17 protein-coding genes are annotated in these 21,533 nt (G+C 33.0%); 11 read left to right on the top strand and 6 right to left on the bottom strand.

Going from position 1 to position 21,533, the window contains the following annotated elements; genetic code table 11:
* Positions 1 to 63: 63 nt before the first annotated feature.
* The 7 genes from GMA17_RS14545 to GMA17_RS14575 all read left to right on the top strand — a co-directional run bounded on the left by GMA17_RS14545 (position 64) and on the right by GMA17_RS14575 (position 8,134).
* Positions 64 to 966, top strand: coding sequence for a DMT family transporter (locus GMA17_RS14545; RefSeq protein WP_248397429.1), 903 nt, complete (start codon positions 64 to 66; stop codon positions 964 to 966).
* 331 nt (positions 967 to 1,297) lie between these two features.
* Positions 1,298 to 2,689 (top strand): NAD(P)/FAD-dependent oxidoreductase, encoded by a 1,392-nt coding sequence (locus GMA17_RS14550; RefSeq protein WP_248397431.1) that lies wholly within the window; start codon positions 1,298 to 1,300, stop codon positions 2,687 to 2,689.
* Positions 2,690 to 2,829: 140 nt separating this feature from the next.
* Positions 2,830 to 4,284 (top strand): cardiolipin synthase, encoded by a 1,455-nt coding sequence (gene cls, locus GMA17_RS14555; RefSeq protein ID WP_248397433.1) that lies wholly within the window; start codon positions 2,830 to 2,832, stop codon positions 4,282 to 4,284.
* A 131-nt stretch (positions 4,285 to 4,415) separates the two neighbouring features.
* The gene (locus GMA17_RS14560) at positions 4,416 to 5,315 is read left to right on the top strand and encodes a mechanosensitive ion channel family protein (protein WP_248397435.1); all 900 of its coding nucleotides are present in this window, start codon (positions 4,416 to 4,418) and stop codon (positions 5,313 to 5,315) included.
* A 114-nt stretch (positions 5,316 to 5,429) separates the two neighbouring features.
* Positions 5,430 to 6,020, top strand: coding sequence for a HupE/UreJ family protein (locus GMA17_RS14565; RefSeq protein WP_248397437.1), 591 nt, complete (start codon positions 5,430 to 5,432; stop codon positions 6,018 to 6,020).
* Between the two features lie 93 nt (positions 6,021 to 6,113).
* A complete protein-coding gene (locus GMA17_RS14570; RefSeq protein ID WP_248397439.1) occupies positions 6,114 to 6,548 on the top strand; it encodes a dCMP deaminase family protein in 435 nt (144 codons plus the stop codon).
* Positions 6,545 to 8,134, top strand: coding sequence for a S41 family peptidase (locus GMA17_RS14575; protein ID WP_248397441.1), 1,590 nt, complete (start codon positions 6,545 to 6,547; stop codon positions 8,132 to 8,134). The genes GMA17_RS14570 and GMA17_RS14575 overlap by 4 nt, the downstream gene beginning before the upstream one ends.
* 62 nt (positions 8,135 to 8,196) lie before the next feature.
* On the opposite strand, the gene GMA17_RS14580 is transcribed toward GMA17_RS14575, so the two are convergent.
* Both GMA17_RS14580 and GMA17_RS14585 read right to left on the bottom strand, forming a co-directional pair.
* Positions 8,197 to 8,799, bottom strand: coding sequence for an FAD-dependent oxidoreductase (locus GMA17_RS14580; protein WP_248397443.1), 603 nt, complete (start codon positions 8,797 to 8,799; stop codon positions 8,197 to 8,199).
* Positions 8,799 to 9,002 (bottom strand): hypothetical protein, encoded by a 204-nt coding sequence (locus GMA17_RS14585; protein ID WP_248397445.1) that lies wholly within the window; start codon positions 9,000 to 9,002, stop codon positions 8,799 to 8,801. The genes GMA17_RS14580 and GMA17_RS14585 overlap by 1 nt, the downstream gene beginning before the upstream one ends.
* Before the next feature lie 158 nt (positions 9,003 to 9,160).
* Here GMA17_RS14585 and GMA17_RS14590 point away from each other — a divergent pair, with 158 nt between their 5' ends.
* Together GMA17_RS14590 and GMA17_RS14595 are read left to right on the top strand one after the other, a co-directional pair.
* Positions 9,161 to 9,727, top strand: coding sequence for a DUF3109 family protein (locus GMA17_RS14590; protein WP_248397447.1), 567 nt, complete (start codon positions 9,161 to 9,163; stop codon positions 9,725 to 9,727).
* A 105-nt stretch (positions 9,728 to 9,832) separates the two neighbouring features.
* Positions 9,833 to 12,868 carry a CHAT domain-containing protein gene (locus GMA17_RS14595; protein ID WP_248397448.1) on the top strand — a complete coding sequence of 1,012 codons (3,036 nt, stop codon included), beginning with the start codon at positions 9,833 to 9,835 and terminating at the stop codon, positions 12,866 to 12,868.
* A 3-nt stretch (positions 12,869 to 12,871) separates the two neighbouring features.
* Here the strand turns inward: GMA17_RS14595 and GMA17_RS14600 are convergent, their stop codons facing one another.
* The 4 genes from GMA17_RS14600 to GMA17_RS14615 all read right to left on the bottom strand — a co-directional run bounded on the left by GMA17_RS14600 (position 12,872) and on the right by GMA17_RS14615 (position 17,197).
* Positions 12,872 to 13,600, bottom strand: a complete 729-nt coding sequence (locus GMA17_RS14600) for a tol-pal system YbgF family protein (protein WP_248397450.1) — start codon at positions 13,598 to 13,600, stop codon at positions 12,872 to 12,874.
* Positions 13,601 to 13,604: 4 nt separating this feature from the next.
* Positions 13,605 to 14,153: a sigma-70 family RNA polymerase sigma factor gene (locus tag GMA17_RS14605; RefSeq protein WP_248397452.1), complete on the bottom strand. Its 549-nt coding sequence runs from the start codon at positions 14,151 to 14,153 to the stop codon at positions 13,605 to 13,607.
* A 350-nt stretch (positions 14,154 to 14,503) separates the two neighbouring features.
* Complete coding sequence (locus GMA17_RS14610) at positions 14,504 to 16,456, bottom strand: tetratricopeptide repeat protein (protein ID WP_248397454.1); 1,953 nt, start codon at positions 16,454 to 16,456, stop codon at positions 14,504 to 14,506.
* A 6-nt stretch (positions 16,457 to 16,462) separates the two neighbouring features.
* Complete coding sequence (locus tag GMA17_RS14615) at positions 16,463 to 17,197, bottom strand: LytTR family DNA-binding domain-containing protein (protein WP_248397456.1); 735 nt, start codon at positions 17,195 to 17,197, stop codon at positions 16,463 to 16,465.
* Positions 17,198 to 17,830: 633 nt separating this feature from the next.
* On the opposite strand from GMA17_RS14615, the gene GMA17_RS14620 reads away from it, so the two are divergent.
* Together GMA17_RS14620 and GMA17_RS14625 are read left to right on the top strand one after the other, a co-directional pair.
* On the top strand, positions 17,831 to 18,811 hold the full coding sequence (locus GMA17_RS14620) for a ribonucleotide-diphosphate reductase subunit beta (RefSeq protein WP_248397458.1): 981 nt from the start codon (positions 17,831 to 17,833) through the stop codon (positions 18,809 to 18,811).
* A gap of 178 nt (positions 18,812 to 18,989) precedes the next feature.
* Positions 18,990 to 21,476 (top strand): ribonucleoside-diphosphate reductase subunit alpha, encoded by a 2,487-nt coding sequence (locus tag GMA17_RS14625; RefSeq protein ID WP_248397460.1) that lies wholly within the window; start codon positions 18,990 to 18,992, stop codon positions 21,474 to 21,476.
* Positions 21,477 to 21,533: the final 57 nt, after the last annotated feature.

Consider the following 21,533-nt stretch of genomic DNA (forward strand, 5'->3'; position numbering starts at 1 on the left):
AATTTGGTATGCTAGAGGTTTTAAAAAAGCAGTTGTTTTTAATGGCTGCTTTAATTTTTTAATATGGGAAAATTTTTCAATAATCGTTGGGTTTTATTATTAGTCATCACATTAACTTGGGGAAGTTCATTTATGCTTATAAAGAAATCACTTGTGGCATTTACACCTTATGAGATTGGAGCTATTAGAATTGTTGGTTCTGGTATATTATTAGCAATTATTGGGATCCCTGCAATTAAAAAGATGACTAAAAAAACATTGCTTTGGGTGGCTATAGTTGGTTTTTTTGGTAATTTCTTACCTATGTTTCTGTTTCCAATAGCGCAAACCCAAGTAAGCAGCTCATTGGCGGGAATATTGGACTCTTTAGTGCCTGTTTTTGTTCTAATATTTGGATTTTTACTGTTCGGAATAAAAAGTAAAATGACACAAGTAATTGGCGCCGTTATTGGTTTTTTAGGAGCCGCAAGTTTAATATATTTTTCAGATGCAAATACAGAAGGTTCGCAATTTGGATATACAATGCTCATTGTTTTAGCAGGCGCATCTTATGGCATAAACGCCGTTGTAATTACAGAGCGGACTTCAGAAGTAAAAGCAGTAGAGTTAACAGCTGCTGTTTATACTATCTGGGCTATTCCGGCTATGGTTATATTGTATTTTACAGGGTTTATTCAAAATTTTGAAATGAAACCAGAATATGTAGAACCACTAGGTTATTTAGGATTTCTAACCATTTTTGGAACAGCAATTGCCATGTTACTGTATTATAAATTAATTCAAAACACATCTGCAGTTTTCGCAAGTACAGCAAGTTATTTGTTACCTGTTGTTGCCGTGATTTGGGGAATTATTGATGGCGAAAAATTCACAATTTGGTACGTCTTTGGCGGTATTTTGATTTTAATTGGTATTTATCTCATACGTGAGAAGAAAGTAAATCCTAAACTAGTGCCAAGAACGTAGGTTTATTGTTCTTCATTTTATGAAATGGAACCTACGGATTCAGACGATTTGTTATTCAATAATTAACTTTAAGGGATAGTAAGGAAACGCATTAATTTACCTGATTAAATGGTGTAAATATTAGATATCCTCACTTAAAATCCATATATTATTCGCTTCGGAAAAATAACACCAATAGCAGTCCTAAATTAGAAATTACGTTTCTAATTATTGCGTGTTTATTGCTTCCCCCGCTGCAAAAACGCAGCATTTTAATAAATTTTAAATAATAACGATTTGCGCTCAATCTAATTTTTTAGATGGATGCGCAATTATAAATTAATGCTATATTATGAATAAAAAACGCGTAGGAATTATTGGTGCTGGTCCCAGTGGATTAGCACAGTTAAGGGCTTTTGAAGCTGCAAAAAAACAAGGTTTAGAAGTTCCAGAAGTTGTGTGCTTCGAAAAGCAAAGTAACTGGGGTGGTATGTGGAATTACTCCTGGCGAACAGGTGTTGGTAAGTATGGTGAACCTGCTCATGGGAGTATGTATAAATATTTATGGTCCAATGGTCCGAAAGAATGCTTGGAGTTTTCAGATTATTCTTTCGATGAGCATTTTAAGAAACCTATTTCTTCATATCCACCAAGACCGGTGTTATTCGATTATATTCAAGGCAGAATAAAAAAGAATAATGTTCGCGATTATATTCGGTTTAATACTACGGTACGATGGGTAAGTTATGATGAAGACACTAAAAAATTCAAAGTTGTTTTAGATAATTTAAAAATTGATAAAACCTATTCAGAAGAGTTTGATTATCTGGTTGTAGCATCTGGTCATTTTTCAACACCAAATATGCCCTATTTTGAAGGCATAGAACAATTTCCTGGTCAAGTATTACACGCCCACGATTTTAGAGGTGCCGATCCATATAAAGATCAAGATTTATTAATAATTGGGAGTAGTTATTCTGCCGAAGACATTGGTGTACAATGCCATAAACACGGTGCAAAATCAGTAACTTTAAGTTATAGAAGTAATCCTATTGGTGTAAATTGGCCCGAAGGAATTGAAGAAGTGCCTTTATTGAAATATTTTGAAGGCAATACGGCTTATTTTAAAGATGGAACGTCCAAAAGTTTTGATGCCGTAATTATGTGTACAGGCTATCAGCATAAATTCCCATTTCTTCCGGATGAATTACGCTTGAAGACAAAAAATAATCTTTACCCAGATCATTTGTATAAAGGTGTTTTCTTTAATGATGTGCCTAACATGATTTATTTAGGAATGCAAGATCAATACTACACCTTCAATATGTTTGATACTCAAGCTTGGGTAGCACGAGATTTTATGATGGATCGTTATAAATTACCATCAAAAGCTGAACGCCGTTTGGATATAAATAAATGGTTAATTGAAAACGAAAAATTAAAATCGAGTTTTGATCATGTTGATTTTCAAACCGCATATATTAAAGACTTATTAAGCCTATCGGATTATCCGGATTTTAATGTAGAAAAAGTAGCGGAAATGTTTAAAGAATGGCTACAGGATAAAGATGAAAATATTTTGACCTACAGAGATAAAACTTTCCAAAGCGTTGTTACTGGTACGATGGCAGAAACTCATCATACCGAATGGATGGATGAATTAGATGATAGTAAAGAACGGTATTTGTTTCAAGAGCAAAGTGAAGAAGCCCTGGAGGAAACGTTTGAAAAAGAACATATTTAGGCTTTAAAAATCCATAGTCGCATATATTTTTAAGAATTAGACCTTGCAACTTTATACTAGTGCAAGGTCTTTTTTCTTTATCCAAATGGGCATAAGGCCTATTTTTTTGTTAATTTAACAGCATCATAAACACCTGTTACATGAATTGGATTTTACTTGGAGAAATTGCTTATATCATTATAGTTATTTTAGTTATTTCTAGAGTATTGTACGATACCCGTAGTAGTACCAAAGCTTTATCCTATATATTATTCATTGTATTTGTACCATTCTTGGGTATGATTTTTTACTTTTCTGTGGGAACAAACTACAGAAAACGAAAACTCTATTCAAAAAAAATAGTGGAAGACGAACCGCTGCGAGAACGCATTAGAAATAGGATGAACACCTATTCTGAAGCTATAAGTAATTCTGGATTAATTGCAAGAAAAAGTGAAACGTTGATTGAGTTTATTCGTCGTGCAGGAAGTAGCCCATTAACCGCAAATAACGACGTAAAACTCTTAATAAATGGCGATGAAAAATTTCCAGAATTATTAAAAGAACTGGATAAAGCATCAGCGCACATTCATATAGAATACTATATTTATGAAGATGATATTACAGGCAATCAAATTGCCGATATGCTTATAAAAAAAGCCAGTCAAGGCGTTGAAGTTCGTTTTATGTATGATGATTTTGGAAGTCATGGTTTAGGGCGGTCATTCATAAAAAAACTACAAGATGGTGGCGTGCAAACGGCACCATTCTATAAAATAAAATGGTATGCATTTGCAAACCGAATCAATTACAGAAATCATAGAAAAATTGTTGTTATTGATGGAGTTGTTGGTTTTGTAGGTGGTATTAATATGAGCGATAAGTACCGAAATGATTTAAGTACTAAAAATCATTTATTTTGGAGAGATACGCATGTCGTAATCAAAGGTCAAGCCACGGCCTATTTACAGTATTTATTTATGGGTGATTGGAACTTTTGTAGCACAACGCCATTTGAGTATTCAGAGTCCTATTTTATAGATAGCACCCAACAAGAAGTCATCTCTAACGAAGTGGTTCAAATTGCCGCTTCCGGTCCAGATAGTTTACAGCCTGTTATTTTTTATTCCCTTTTAGAAGCCATTAGTTCTGCCAAAAAATGCATTTATATTACAAGTCCGTATTTTATTCCAGACCAAAGTTTAATGGATGCGTTACTTATTGCCGTTCAAGGCGGATTAGATGTTAAAATCATCATCCCAGGTGTTTCAGATTCTAGAATGGTAAATGCCGCCGCAAGTGCTTATTATACAGAGCTGTTGCAAGTTGGTGCAAAAATTTACAAGTATAATAAAGGGTTTGTGCATGCAAAAACAATGGTTGTAGATGATGATTTGGCCATCGTAGGATCGGCCAATATGGATTATAGAAGTTTTGATCTTAATTTTGAAGTCAATGCCATGATTTATAGCAAAAATATAGCGGTACAACTTACAGAAGCTTTTGAAAATGATTTAAAAGATTCTGAATTAATGGATGCACAAGCTTGGTTAGATAGACCAAAATATATTCATTTGTGGGAGAAAATGGTGCGTTTGTTATCACCATTTTTATAATTTTAAAAGCAGGTTCGGGGATACGAGTTTTATAGACCGCTTCGTAACCGTCCGTATTATTTTCAAATGGTTCAATATATTACTGGTAAAACCGTATTTTTAGTTCTTATTAATTCTCAAACAGAAATCTTATGAATGAATCAATTCAGCTTATGAAAGAATCTTTGAAAGCCTATTGGGAATCTTTCATTATGGGTGTTCCTAAAATTATTCTGGCCATAATAATGATAATTGTTGGGTTTCTGCTGGCTAATATTATTTCACGTTTTTTTAAAAAAACCTATCTATTAAAAACACAAGACCCGTTAATGGTTAATTTCCTGTCTAAAACGGTGAAATTAGCGGTTTTAACATTGGTTATTATGATGGCGTTAAAAGTAGCTGGATTACAAGGTGTAGCAACAGGGTTGTTAACAGCTGCCGGAGCATCAGCCGTCATTATAGGGTTTGCTTTTAAAGATGTTGGCGAGAATTTTATATCCGGAATTATTTTGTCCTTCAACCGTCCTTTTGATGTGGATGATACCATTATGGTAGATAATATTTTTGGTAAAATTAAATCGTTAGAATTCAGATATACCAAGGTAAAAACTTTTGATGGTCGCGATGTGTATATTCCCAATAGCGATATTATAAAAAAAGCGGTTTATAACTATACCGAAGATGGGTTTTTTAGACTAGATTTTATGGTAGGTATAGATTATGAAGACGATATTGATACGGCTAAAAAAGTTATTTTAGATACAGTTAGAAATTCTGAAGGTGTTTTTGAGGATGGAGAACACGAGTGTTTTGTGGTAGTCGATTCGTTAGGCGTAAGTACCGTGAATTTAAAAATTCTCTTTTGGGCTCAAACAAAGGAATATAGAAAACGCGCCTTGGAAGTAAAAAGTACCGTTGTGAGAAATGTGAAACAAGTAATTATGGAAAATGGTTTAAATATGCCTGCTGATATTACTGAAATTAAATTATATGGTTCGCAAACTAGTATTCCAGTAACGGTTGATTATAAGAATAAGGATAAAGAATAAACGCCGTTAAAACGGGTGTATTTTCGTTTTAAAGTTTGCGTAATTTTAGGTCTTGTTTTTTATCAATTCATTTTAAATTGTATCTTTGAAAACACCCTAAAAACTACATAACTAATGCTTGAAAATTTCTGGTTTAATGTTGAATATGGCATCAATCACGTTTTAGATATTAATGCCTATGACCATGTACTATTTCTTATTGTACTTACAGTTCCTTATCTGTTTAAAGACTGGAAACGTGTTCTCATTTTAGTAACCATTTTTACTTTAGGTCACACCTTATCTTTGGTGCTTGCTGCCTATGGCGTTGTGAGTGTTAATGGAGCGTTAGTGGAGTTTTTAATTCCTATTACCATTTTAATTGTTGCTCTTTTTAATGTGTTTACTGCAGGAAAAGGTGCCCAAAAAGAGAAAATTGGTGTGCTATTTTTTTCGACCCTCTTTTTCGGACTCGTTCACGGATTAGGTTTTGCTCGAGAATTTCAAATGATGGTTGGAAAATCGGATAACAAACTTCTTACCTTATTAGAATTTGCTCTTGGTATAGAATTGGCCCAAATAATCATTGTATTTGTGGTGCTATTTTTGGGTTATATTATGCAAACTGTTTTCCGTTTTTCAAAGCGCGACTGGGTTATGGTTATTTCAGCAGTCGTCGTTGGATTGGTAATTCCTATGATTTTAAATAGCGATTTAATAGCCTAAAGACGCCTGATGCCTAAAGTTTTCATAAATCTTTAATAGTGAGGTTGTAATTAAAATACGAAGCCACTATCTTCGTTATAAGTAAGTATGTTTATGAAAGAGAAAAAACAACTTAAATATGATAAAGCGTATTTAAGAATGGCTTCAGAATGGGGAAAATTATCCTATTGTAAACGCAAACAAGTTGGTGCCATCATTGTAAAAGATAGAATGATTATTTCCGATGGTTACAATGGTACACCAACCGGATTTGAAAATTTTTGCGAGGACGACGAAGGGTATACCAAATGGTATGTGCTCCATGCCGAAGCCAACGCCATTTTAAAAGTTGCGGCATCTACACAGTCCTGTATGGGTGCAACCCTTTATATTACCCTTTCTCCATGCAAAGAATGTAGTAAATTAATCCATCAAGCAGGTATAACACGTGTGGTTTATAAGGATGCTTATAAAGATGATTCGGGTTTACAGTTTTTACAAAAAGCAGGAATAGAATTAAAATTAATTACAGATTTAACAGCTGAATGACATTTAAAAAGAAATATTTACCACTGATACTAGGCGTAGGAATTGCGGCTGGAATTTTTATAGGTGGAAAATTAAATTTTTCTGATAAACCAGATCGTTTATTTAGCTCCAATAGTAAAAAGGAAAAGCTAAATCGGCTAATTGATTATATTGATTATGAATATGTAGATGATGTTAATACAGACAGCATTGTAGATATTACTGTTAACGGTATTCTAGAAAATCTAGATCCACACTCGGTTTATATTCCAAAAGCCGATATGCAACGGGTTACCGAAAACATGAAAGGTGATTTTGTGGGTATTGGTATTAGTTTTTACACCTATAATGACACCATTACTGTAATCCGAACTATTGAAGGAAGCCCAAGTGATAAAGTGGGTATTCAAGGTGGCGATCGGATTATTACCGCCGATGGCGATTCCATTTTTGGTAAAGATTTAAGCAATTCAGATATTATCAAGAAGCTAAAAGGACCAATTGATACCAAAGTTAAATTAGAAGTCTACCGTAAAGGCGAACCAAAATTACTGACCTTTACAGTAAAGCGCGATCATATTCCTATTCGGAGTGTGGATGCGGCTTACATGCTTACCGAAACATTGGGCTATATAAAAATCAACCGTTTTGCAGAGTCTACTTATAAAGAGTTTAAGGAAGAACTAGAAAATTTAAAAAAATTAGATGTTCAGGATTTGGTCTTGGATTTACGTGGTAATCCAGGTGGATTTTTAACCATTGCCGAACAAATAGTGGATGAGTTTCTAGAAGATGATAAGCTTATTTTATTCACAAAAAATAAACGTGGAAGTATTCAAGAAAGTTATGCTACCAAAAAAGGCGATTTTGAAAACAGTAAAGTATATGTGCTTATTGATGAAAATTCTGCATCGGCAAGTGAAATAGTAGCTGGCGCACTTCAAGATAACGATAAGGGAACCATTGTTGGCCGAAGATCGTATGGAAAAGGCTTGGTGCAGCGAGAAATGAATTTAGGAGATGGTAGTGCGGTACGTTTAACCGTGTCGCGCTATTATACACCAACAGGACGCTCCATTCAACGTTCTTATAATAATGGTAATAAAGATTATTACGATGATTATTTTGAACGTCTAAGCAGTGGTGAATTCCTAGATCCTGAAAAAATAGAAGTAGCCGATTCCTTGAAGTTTACCACACCAAAAGGTAAAGTGGTTTATGGCGGTGGTGGCATTATTCCAGACGTTTTTGTGCCACTAGATTTAAGCATGCAAAACGAAACCTTAACCTTTTTACAACGTCGTGGTTTTGTGAGTAATTTTGTGTTTGAAGAATTGGAGAAAAATCGCCATGCTTATGATGATTTTTCGCGTAAGGATTTTATTGATAATTTCATCGTATCGGACGATTTTGTATTAGCTTTTCAAGATTATCTCAACTCTAAAACAAGTGCCAATATAACTTTTGTAGCTTATAATGATGAGGTAAAACAGTACATTAAAGCAACATTGGCGGCACAACTTTATACCAAAGGTGCTTTTGAAGAAGTGCTCAATAAAAGCGATGTGATGATTGAAGAGGTTCTAAAATTGGATGCCAAGTTATAGCCGTTTAACTTTTAGTTAAAGTTATCAATTTTGGTTACGATTATTCATAGTCTCATTAACCACTAAACTTTATCATGAACTTTAACGTGTTCTCCGTTATTCCATAGTGTTAAAATATCCGTTGCCACATGAGCACCACTTCCTGAAGCTATGGCGAATTGACTGCGCCAACCAGCAAGCGTTCCAGCCACATATAACCCGTCTTCTATTAGATGGTTATCGTTTTGTAACCAAATACGTTCTTTCTCCGTTTTTGCTCGTGGGTGTGGTTTAATATATGGTTCCAAACCCGAAATAGTGAGTAAATTCGTGTATCCAACAGCCACAACTACTAGTTTAGATATGTAGGTTGCCTTGTTAGTAATAACGGAAAAACCATCAGTAGTTTTGGCTATAGTTTGTACTTTTTCATGTTCAATACAATCTACATGTGGATATAAGGTGTGTAATTGTTCTTTTCCGGAAACTAAAATATCTGCGCCTGTAGTGCCAGGTGTTACACCTAAAACATTATTAAATAAGGCGTTTTGTAAATGCGATGTTTTCTGATGAAGAATAATACCAATATGTTTATCTGCCGCAAACACTTGTTTTTTTGCTGAACCTAGAACTAATGCGCAGGACATACCAGCTGCACCACCACCAATAATTAAAACATCAAACATTAGTTATTGTTTTTAGCTTTTTGATCAATTTTTTTTGAAATAGATAAAATCTGTAAAAGTACAATTGCGCAAAGCGAAGCAAAAATAGTAATCAACGCCACCATGCTTTCACCTTCAAAAGGTGCGCTAAAATTAATTTTAGTCACATTAAATCCAATTAAAACAATGGCTAAAATGGATAGGACAAGCGTGAGTATTTTCATAATAAAAATAGTTTTCGTTTACGTTTCTGAATTTTTTCGAAAGAACATTCCAAAAAGAATCTAACAAAGATGACGTAATTAATAGTTTTTACAAAATTAGACCATTATTCCTAAAGTTCCATCATTATAGTAACCGAAAGTTTCTCTATTTTTGCAGCATGTTTCAATTAGGAAAAACCATAGTTTCGGAGGATATTATCCAAAAAGATTTTGTCTGTAACCTGTCGGCGTGCAAAGGTGCTTGTTGTATAGATGGTGATGCAGGTGCACCACTTGAAAAGGCGGAAGCCCAAATCCTGGAGGATATTTACCCAAAAGTAAAACCCTTTTTACGTCAAATTGGGATTGATGCTATTGAAGCTCAAGGTACTTTTATTACCACAGCAACTGGTGAATTAGAAACACCACTTATTGATGGAGCGGATTGCGCTTATGTAACTTTTGATAAAAAGGGAACGGCTTTGTGCGGGATTGAAGAGGCCTATAATCAAGGTGCTATTGATTGGAAGAAGCCCGTTTCTTGCCATTTATATCCTATTAGAATTAAAGAGTATTCCGAGTTTTCTGCGGTAAATTATGATAAATGGGAAATTTGCGATGATGCTTGCGTTCTAGGTAAAGAATTACAAGTGCCTGTTTATAAGTTTGTTAAGCAGGCGTTAATAAGAAAATTTGGTGAAGACTGGTATACCGATTTAGAAAAGGTAGCCGAAAAGTTGTCATAACTTACTCAAATATATTATATTGTCCATCTATTCTCTAATATAGACTCGCCTATATTAGAGACTAATTGCGTTTAATATTTTTAACCCAAATGAGACCTATTCCTTATGAAAAAAGTAATTTTTTTCTTAATTAGCTCGTTAACCTTTCACGTGTTATTTAGCCAAACTACTTGGCAAGACTACACCAAAAATGCAGATTCATTACAGCTTAATTTTCAGTTTAAAGATGTTATTGAACCTAGACAAAAAGCCATTGATATAGCAAAAACACAGCAAAAAGATACGGTTCCATTTCTAAATTTATTGTTAGAGATGAGTAAAAATGAACTTGCCACTTCTAACGCAGAACTGAAATCTGAAGCCTATAAAAGTCTGCAATCACAAATTTTAGAATTAGAAGAGTCTGGTGCTGAACCAGAAAGACTTTACCAAGCGTATAGACGCATGTATATTTTTGCTCATAATTACATGAGGAACATGCGGGACACGGATAAATACGTGGCTAAATCTATAGATTATCATTACAAATGTCAAGAAATAGACTCTGTCGTTTTAATGAAAACCTTGCATACTTCTGGTGTCGTGTCTCGTGTGGTTGGTAGGCTTAACGCATCTGTTGCGGTATTAAAAAAGGCTGAAGATCTGTATCAACATATTGATCCTGAAGTGAGAAACACCAATAATATGGCTAGTATTTATTTAGACTTGGCCATGGTTTATAACTATGAATTTTTAAACATTCCATCCAAACGCTTAAAATATCTTAAAAAGTCTGAAGCCACATTTAAAAGTGTGGACAAACCAAATATGGACTACTTTATAGGTGTTTATACCAATCTATCCGATTACGAAGAGCTTGAAGGAAATTATAAGAAAGCAGAAAATTATTTAAAAAAAGCTATTCAACTATATAAAGATAATGCAGCTTTAGCACAGGAATCTAGAAGAGGAAAAATAGGTTTTAAAAGAGATTTGCAGTTTAAGGCATCTTTACTAAAAATTTATCGTGAAACAGGACAGGAAGATAATATGTTGTCGCTTTTTCAGGAAATGAAAACCATTAATTCAGAAAACACACTGGACGATATTGAAACAGATTTTATAGCAACTGCTTATTTAATCGTAGCAAGATATTACCGTTTTAAAAATAATGAAAAAGCCTTGACCTATCTCAATGAAGGTTTAGAATTTCATAAAAAAATAAATTTTAAGAAGCTTGAAGATCAATTTACAATAGAAAAAATTAAGATTTTAATTGATGAGGAGCGATATGTAGAAGCAGAAAAACTTTTAAAGGAAATTGAAGGTGAAGAAAAATTACGTCCAACCATTGAAAATGACATATTAGTTCTTCATGCCTCATTAAATTTTAAAAAGAAGAATAACGAAGCTTATACTTATATCAATAAATTAATTTATGGGATTTCTGAAGAAAATAAAGCTTTAGATATTAAAACAATGGCTTATCAGGATTTTACACCAAGTCTCGTTTTGAATGATATCCAGTATCTTTTAGAACTTATAGAAAATCTTGAAAAATCATCATTTAAAGATGATACCGTAAGACATACGTTATATCTCATAGCTTTAAAACAATTTGAATCTAATTTTCATCATGAGTTTCTAAATGAAAAACTAAAAAAGACCTACGATAAAATAAGTTTTTACTTTCTTGAAAAAGCATCCAACAACCAATTAGCAGAAAGCGACATTGATTTATTTTTAAATTTTACCGAAACTATTGAAGCTAAATATTTGCTGAATACATTTATTGCCAACAGGGCGGAATCTAATCTGAACGAAACGGATGAACTCATTCATGATGAGCAGCGTTTACGGTCTAATATTACCTATCTGAAAAAGAAAAATATTGAAAAAAAATCGGATAGCTTGCGTGAACTTATTTTTGAAGAAAATTTAAAGTTGGATGCTATAAAAGATCAAATAAAAGAGCAAGGTTTTTATATCTCTCAAATTATAAATTCAGAGGATTCGCAAAAGCAAAAACAGATTTTTAAAGATCGTTATATAATAAAGTATAAAATAGTAAACAATCAAGTATTCAGAATTATTTATAATAACAATGATATTAAATTTACTAACCTGGGTAGTTATTTGGACATAAAACCAGAGGTCACTAAAATGCTATCTAAAACTAAAAATATTAATGTTCCAATAATTGAAATTAAAAAACACGGAGCAAATTTGCACAGTATTTTACTTACCGACGTTGATTTGGCCAGTAATAATAACATCTATATTATTCCAGATGGTATTTTGCATTATTTGCCTTTTGAGCTATTAGTATCCAACCATGACTATTTGCTAAACCAAACTAAAATTAGTTATGTTTCTGCATTAAGCTTTATCGATTCGCCGGTAGAAATTAATAAAGAGAATGACAAAATTGCATTATTTGCACCATCATACAATCTGTTTGCGCCTACAGATACGCAGTTGGCTGTAAGAGGTGAGCCTTATTATTTGGATGGTGCTATTAAAGAAGTGAATTCCATTTCAGAATTATTTGAAAACAGTGATGTTTACACCAATAATAATGCCTCTAAAGAAGCTTTCAAATCACTTTCTAACGACTATTCTATTCTTCATCTGTCTATGCATTCCTTTTTAAATGATGCGGACTCCGAGTTGAGTAGTTTAGTTTTTTCAGATACGAAGGCCGATTACGAATTGTATATTTCTGAACTATATGGCTTAAACCTAAATGCCAATATGGTGGTTTTAAGTGCGTGCAATACAGGTGTTGGAGAATTTAAAACAGGAAAAGGCATTGTATCTATGAACACCGCCTTTACGGCAGCAGGAGTACCATCAGTTTTGTCCAGTTTATGGAGCGCACCGGATGATGCTACTAAAGAAATTATGGTTTCATTTTATAAGCATTTAAAAGATGGAAATGATAAAGCTGAAGCTTTACAAAAGGCGAAACAAGATTTTTTAAGCGCAAATGAAAACATGTCTTTGGATCATCCTTATTATTGGGCAGGATTTGTAATGTCTGGAGATATTTCGCCTATCGTAGACAAGAAAAATAATACAATCTGGTATCTAATAGGAGGTGGCGCTCTAATTTTATTAGTTGTGCTCTTCTATAGAAAACAGAAAAAGCAAGCGGCTTAATATTTAATTAATTTGTTTTAAAAGTTTTTCGGCCTCCTGCTTCTTAAACGTACCATTGCTAATTAAGGCTTTTAAGGTGGTTGCTGCTTTTAAATTAGATTCTGTTTTAATATATGCAAGTGCTAAATACCAAAGCTGTTGCGCTTTAAAATTTTCAGAAATATTTTTGGTGTCGGATAATATGGTAATAGCTTCCTTATTCTTATCCAAATATAAAAGGGCATTTGCTTTATAAAAATATAATGCTGTATCTGGATTATCTTTTAAAATTGTATTGAAATGCTTTAACGCCAACTCATAATTTTTAGCTTCATAAGCAATAAAAGCTTGGGACATTAAATCATGAGTATCTTGACCTCTTACAATAGGGTGTACCACATTTTTATAAGGTTCAAAATGGGAGGCATAGAGCGCCTGATTACTCACATTGTTTTGTTGGTAAATCCAGAAACTAGGAATTGCTAATAAAATAATAATTACAGCTGCAATTGCCCATTTTAAATATGGATTCCCCGTGTTTTTTAAAGCGCTTTTAGCAGTGTTGTCTAATGCTTGAAACCTTTCTTTCAGTTGTGTTTGCTCTTCTTTGGCAATAACCGTTTTAAGGTTTTTTTCAAATGCAACCGCTTTTGCAAAATCAGGATCTGTTTCCATTAAATGGTTAAACGCTTTCTGAGTTTCTTCAGTAAGTGTTTTAGAAAAATAGTGTTCTATTAAGTTCTCTTTATTCATGCTATTAATTAAAGATCATTGCTTTTAAAGCTTTTAAACAACGTGATTTTTGACTTTTGGTAACATCTTTGTTGTTATAATTTAATTCGGCCGTAATATCGTCTATGGTAAAACCTCTGTAATAAAATAAAGTCAATATTTCTTTACACTTCCCTTCTAAATTAATAAAGGCTGCTTGTAACTGTTTTTGTTCGTCGGTTAGCTCGCCTATTAATTCTGTAGAGAGATCATATTCATTCTTTAAGCTATCAAATAATGCAGGCTCACTTACTAAATGTAATTTTTGTTGCTGTTTTAAGGCTTTAAAAATCTTATATTTTCCAATACTGAAAAGGTAGGTTTTGACTTCGCTTTTTAAATTATCCAATTTTCCATTCATAGCATTTTCCCGCAATGCAATAATGGCATCTTGATACATGTCGGTTATCAAGTCTTCGTCCGCGGTATATTTTTTAGCAAATCCAATAAAGGCAGATTTATGCTCCAAATAAACGGCTTCTAAAGTTTCTATATGGCCTTTTTTTAAAGCTTTGACAATGTCTTCATCTATCATATTAATGTCATTGGGAATTCAAAAGTAAACAAGATTATTCAATAAAAAATTAAAATGGTGTTTACCTTTTTAAAAATATAGCACCAAATAGTACATAATTAGGTTTTAATATGCTAATAATTAATCCTATTTCGAGATTTTATTCAAAATTAGTTATTAAAAACCGTGCAACAAAAAATAGCCTTTAAACTATAAGTATATGAAAACATCAAGTTGAGAATACTTTATGTTATCTATAAATTAGAATTCTTGTGCGAATACCGTTAGTCCATAACCTATTAAAATAGAGCCATTAGAGAGTTAGCTGAAAATGGTGAAATAGAAGAAAACCGCAAAAATAAAATTAAAACCTACTTGATAGGAATATTTAAAATTACTTGTGTTCCACAGGCCATATTATTATCATCATATAAATCTATTATATCAATACTGTAATCTTCTTTGAACGTTTTCGAGAAGTTTTCAAGTCGCGCTTTGGTAATATTTAAACCAACCGATTGACGTTTTATTTTCTTTTCATTTTTAATTTTCTCCGAAGCAACGCGTCCAATTCCATTATCTGTTATGGTAATTGATACATGGTTGTCATGGGTTTTTTTAGCAACTAATTCTATTTTTTTATTTTGAGTTTTACTTGATAATCCATGCCAAATAGCGTTCTCCAAAAATGGCTGTAAAATAAGTGAAGGTACTTTTATAGAGGATGTATTTAAGCTTTCATCAATTTTTTCTTGATAGTCAATTTCATTGGAAAACCGGATATTTTCTATATTCATGTAGAGTGACATGTTTTCAATTTCATCTTGAAGCGATATTTCCTTTTCGGTGGATGCAATGAGTATTTTTCGGATTAGTTTTGAAAATTTATTGAGGTAATAAACAGCATTTTCCTTTTCGTTATTTATAATGTAAAGTTTGATAGAGTTCAAGGAATTGAAAATAAAATGCGGATTCATTTGATTGCGCAACATATCTTGTTCCAACGTTAAAATTTTCTTCTCGTTTTTAAGTTGGCGTTGACGGTATAAAACATATAAGGTAATAAAAACCAAACTGGCACCTAACAGACTTAACAATAGGGTTCGTTTGTTTTTTTCTAGTCGGAGTTTTACTATTTCATTCTCACTGGCTAATTCTTTAATCTGATTGGTTTTTTTCTCCGTATCATATTTTATAATTAAATCATTAACATACTGAATGTTGCGTTCGTTTGTTAGGCTTTCATCTAAAATTACGTGTTTCCTGAACGTATCTAAAGCGGCATCATGTTGCCCAGACAATTCATAAATTTCGGATAAATATTTATAAGCTTCAATTTCTGAAGATTTCAAATTAAATTCTTTGGCAATTTCTAGTCCTTTATTTAATTGGGTTTTGGCAAATTCTAAGTTGTTGAGTTTTAATTCCGATAAGCCATAATTAACATAAGAAATAGCAATGTAAAACTGATCGTTTTCTTTAATCGCTCGTTGTAAGGCGTCTTTAATTATGGTGTTCGCTTCTGTAAACTTATCTTGATAAATGTAAACTTTACCAATGCTATTAAAACAGATAACAATGCCTATTTCAGATTCAATTTGATAATTATAATCTAAAGATTTGTTGTAGTATTCCAACGCTTCTTCATAATACCCCGTTTTTTCTTTAGCATATCCAATATTATGATTGTTAATAGCTAGACCGAGCTTGTTGTCTAATGCTTCTTCAATAGCTAATGATTTATAGAATTGAATAAGTGCTAAATCATATTGTTTTAAAGCCAAATAAATATTTCCCATACTGTTTTGAGAAACGGCAATACTTCGTTTTAAACCTAAAGTAATTTCTGGTGCATTTTCGGCTAAATGGAGTGCTTGTTTATGGTAATCCAAAGCAGAACGAATAGCGTCCATACGTCTGTAAACAACACCAAGCATGTTCAGACTAATGACCTCCATTTCCAAATTCCCACTTTGTTTGGCTGTGGCAAATGCTTTTTTATATAAACCAATAGATTGTTCGTAATCAGAAATGTTTCTAAAACAATTACCTAGTGAATTTAAGGCAAACCATTCGCCTTCCAAATAATCCTTCTGGTGACTTTTATGAACTAAATACGAAAGTTTAATGGTGTCAAATTTCACATTATGAAAAACAGAATCCAGAATAGCGGGTTTGTCTGGTCTTTCAATCAAAATGCTATCCACCTTTTTGTAAAAGGATTTTAAATCTAGTTCTTGCGCTACACTACTAATTGTAGTTGCAAAGCAAAGCATAATAAAAATGGTGTTTTTAAAAAGCCTATAGTGGTTTTTGGTGTTCATTGTGGCTTAAACTTTGTCTAAAAAATCGGATTTGCGCTGTCTGGCCACTGGAATTTTCTCGTTGGTTTGCATAACAACATAACCATCATTTTTAATAAATTCCTTAATTTTATTAAGATTTATAATGTAAGAATTGTGGATTCGGAAAAAATAATTTTCGGGTAAAAGTGCATTCACCTCTTTTAGTTTTTTGGTAACTAAAATCTTTTGGTTATCTGCCATAACAAAGGTGCTGTAATTACCGTCTGATTCTATGAAAATAATGTTATCTGTATCTAAAAATATTAATTTCCCATCGGTATTTAAGGTTATTTTTTTCTGATTAAAATTCTTGTTGAAATTAATAAGGATTTCTTCAATTTTAGCCACTGGAAACGCTGTAGAATTATGCTTTTTTATACGCGCCAAGGTTTCTTTTAAATCATCAGAGTCAATAGGTTTTAAAAGATAATCTATGGCTTCGTGTTTTAATGCTTTTAAGGCATATTCATTATAAGCGGTAGTAATCACTACAGAAAAATCTCTTTCAGTTAATTTGTCTAAAAACTGAAATCCATCCATGGTTGGCATATTGATGTCTAAAAAAACGCAATCAGGCTTGTTGGTGGTTAAATAACTAATAGCTTCTTCAGGTTTGTTAAAAGTGGCTATTATTTCAACTTCATCACTAAAGTTTGTGAGTTCCCAAGACAAACTTTCTATTGCTTTTTGCTCATCATCTACAATTACTGCTCGTATCATGGTTTCAAATATAATAATATTCTAACATTTTGAACTTGAAATGGTTATAAATGATGAGTAAATTAATCTTAAAAAGTAGGAAATTCGTAAAATATGAGGGCGAAAATTGGTTTTTTGCCAATTACACATAATTCAATACCAACTATACAAAAGTGTTCTTGGTGTGGTGAGAAATTTCAGATATTAGCTTTGCTATTAAATTATTATACGATTAAGCATTTATTAAAGGGTATGTGCTATTAATCAACAAAAGGCTAGAATTTTCTAGCTTTTTGACTTTAATCTCATTAGTTATTTAGTTAATTAGTTATTAAAAGAGCGAATTTCTCGCTCTTTTTTTATGGAAATTATTGAGCTATTTTCTAGTGCTTATTACATAGGTTTCGCCTATTGTTAGAGTGATTTTAACAGGTTAAATCTTACATTTTTTTTACATATCTTGTTTATTTAAATTATTGAAAATCAGTAATTTAATGGATTTTTAGGAAAAAAGTATGTCATACTGCGTCAATACTGGTTTGTTAAAAACTTGTTGACAATGTTTCTGAATTTACCTTTCAATTACAGATACTATTTTCAATATTTGTTAGTCACATTACCATTCAAATTATTAATTCTAAAAAAAAACTAACAATGTCTCAACAAATTGAACCTATTCTACAAGAAAACAAAGATCGCTTTGTTATTTTTCCTATTCAACATAACGATATTTGGGAATGGTACAAAAAATCTGAAGCCAGTTTCTGGACGGCTGAAGAAATTGATTTACATCAAGATTTAACCGATTGGAAAGGTAAATTAAATGATGATGAGCGTTATTTTATTAAACACATTCTTGCTTTTTTTGCTGCTAGTGATGGCATTGTAAATGAAAATTTAGCTGAAAATTTCATTAACGAAGTGCAATATAGTGAAGCTAAGTTTTTTTATGGATTTCAAATAATGATGGAAAATATTCATAGCGAAACCTATTCACTATTAATAGATACCTATGTAAAAGATGAAGTTGAAAAGGATCAGCTTTTTAATGCTTTAGATAATTTTCCAGCTATTAAGAAAAAGGCAGATTGGGCTTTAAAATGGATAGAATCGCCTAGTTTTGGTGAACGTTTAATTGCTTTTGCGGCCGTTGAAGGTATTTTCTTTTCTGGTGCCTTTTGTTCTATATTCTGGTTAAAAAAACGTGGTTTAATGCCTGGCTTAACATTTTCTAACGAGCTAATTTCTCGCGATGAAGGTGTGCATTGTGATTTTGCTGTGCATTTACACAACCACCACTTAATAAATAAAGTGCCAAAAGCACGTATTCGTGAAATCCTTATAGATGCTTTAGATATTGAACGTGAATTTATTACCGAGTCATTGCCAGCTAGCTTAATTGGTATGAATGCCAAATTAATGTCGCAGTATCTAGAATTTGTAACTGATAGACTTTTAAGTGAGTTGGATTGTGAAAAAGAATACAATACAGCCAACCCTTTTGATTTCATGGATATGATATCCTTACAAGGAAAAACCAATTTCTTTGAAAAGCGTGTGTCGGAATATCAAAAGGCAGGTGTTCTTAATAAAGAGGAAGATAAAGATAAGTTCAGTTTTGACGCTGATTTTTAAATAACAACCCTTAATAATAGTTAATAGCAACAATGGTGTGGATATTCATCTACCTGTGTTCTTGCTAGACTTTTATATAAATTCAAAGTTCTAATTTCTTATAAAATTAGACTACCCTTTTAGCTAATTAATCCATTTTCCTGTAAGGTGTAACAGGAAACAAAAAACGTGTAAAATTATGTATGTATTAAAAAGAGATGGCCGGAAAGAACTCATGATGTTCGATAAAATTACAGCAAGAGTTAGAAAACTGTGTTACGGTTTAAACGAATTAGTAGATCCTGTAAAGGTAGCTATGCGAGTTATAGAAGGACTTTATGATGGTGTTACAACCAGCGAGCTAGATAATTTAGCCGCTGAAATTGCAGCAACCATGACAACGGCTCATCCTGATTATGCGCGTTTGGCTGCTCGAATTTCGGTGTCTAACCTACACAAAAACACTAAAAAAACGTTTAGTGAGGTGATGCATGATTTGTATAACTACGTAAATCCTAGAACAGGAAAAGATGCGCCATTACTATCAGATGAGGTCTACCAAGTGATTATGGATAATAAAGATAAATTAGACTCTACAATTATTTATAATCGCGATTTTGGTTATGATTATTTTGGGTTTAAAACACTTGAGCGTTCGTATTTATTAAAGCTAAATGGTAAAATTGCTGAAAGACCACAACACATGTTGATGCGTGTTTCTATAGGTATACATTTAAATGATTTAGATGCCGCTCTGGAAACCTATGAACTGATGTCTAAAAAATATTTTACACACGCGACACCCACACTTTTTAATTCCGGTACACCAAAACCACAAATGTCATCCTGTTTTTTATTAACCATGAAAGATGATAGTATTGATGGTATTTATGATACATTGAAACAAACCGCCAAAATATCACAATCAGCTGGAGGTATTGGTTTAGCTATTCACAATATTCGTGCAACAGGAAGTTATATCTCTGGAACTAACGGAACATCCAACGGTATTGTTCCTATGTTAAAAGTTTTTAACGATACAGCACGTTATGTAGATCAAGGTGGTGGAAAACGTAAAGGAAGTTTTGCCATGTATCTTGAAACTTGGCATGCTGATATTTTCGATTTTTTAGATTTGAAGAAAAATCACGGTAAAGAAGAAATGCGTGCACGCGATTTGTTTTATGCGATGTGGATTTCTGATTTGTTCATGGAGCGGGTTCAAGAAGATGGCAAATGGACTTTAATGTGCCCGAATGAATGTCCAGGAATGGATGAAGTGCACAGTGAAGAATTTGAAGCCTTATATTTAAAATACGAAGCGGAAGGCAAAGGTAGAAAAACCATTAAGGCTCGTGAGCTTTGGGAAAAGATCCTCGAATCGCAAATTGAAACGGGAACGCCGTATATGTTGTATAAAGATGCCGCTAACCGCAAGTCCAATCAGAAAAATTTAGGCACCATTCGGTCGTCTAATTTATGTACGGAAATTATGGAGTACACCTCCCCAGATGAGGTGGCTGTTTGTAATTTAGCATCTATTGCGTTGCCAATGTTTATTAAAAATGGCGAGTTTGATCATAAAGAACTTTATAAAATTACCAAACGCGTTACCAAAAACTTAAACCGTGTTATTGATAGAAATTACTACCCTGTAAAAGAGGCTGAAAATTCTAATTTCCGTCACAGACCTGTTGGTTTAGGTGTTCAAGGATTGGCTGATACGTTTATAAAATTACGCATGCCTTTTACAAGTGATGCTGCTAAAAAATTAAATCAAGAAATTTTTGAAACTCTATACTTTGCAGCAGTAACAGCTAGTATGGAAGAGGCAACAGCTGATGGTCCTTACCAAACATATGAAGGATCGCCAATAAGTCAAGGGGAATTTCAACACAACCTTTGGGGAATTAATGATAACGAATTAAGTGGTCGATGGGATTGGGCTAAACTGCGTGGAGAGGTTAAAAAACATGGTGTTAGAAACTCCTTGTTAGTTGCGCCAATGCCAACAGCAAGTACCTCTCAAATTTTGGGTAATAATGAATGTTTCGAGCCTTATACGTCTAATATTTATACGCGTCGTGTGCTATCGGGTGAATTTATTATTGTCAACAAACACTTACTGGAAGATTTAGTAGAACTTGGTCTATGGAACGAAGGTTTAAAACAAGATATCATGCGTGCTAATGGATCAATTCAAGGTATTGAGTCTATTCCTCAAGATATTAAGGAGCTTTATAAAACGGTTTGGGAATTAAGTATGAAAGACATTATTGATATGTCACGCCATAGAGGTTATTTTATTGACCAATCTCAATCCTTAAACCTGTTTATGGAAGGTGCAACCATGGCAAAATTAACACCTATGCATTTCTATGCTTGGAAGAGTGGTTTAAAAACAGGTATGTACTACTTAAGAACGAAAAGTGCGGTAGATGCTATTAAGTTTACCTTGGATAATAAGAAAAAGGAACAACCAGTTGCTGAAGCCATTATAGAGTCCACACCAATGGTTGATACAGTTATGGCCCAACAAAAACAGCAGGCCGTAAAAACAGCTGCTAAATTTGCTGAAAAGCAAACTCCGGAAGAGGTGGAGCCCATGTCTGCAGATGAAATGAAAGCGCTTATTGCCCAAGCAAAAGAAGCAGAAGGTGATGATTGCTTGATGTGTGGATCTTAATGATTTAAAAGATGTAATTACTATATTGAAAAGCACCTTGAGAGAGGTGCTTTTTTT

Source organism: Bizionia sp. M204, assembly GCF_023205095.1.
GTDB classification, from domain to species: Bacteria; Bacteroidota; Bacteroidia; order Flavobacteriales; family Flavobacteriaceae; genus Algorimicrobium; species Algorimicrobium hallyeonense.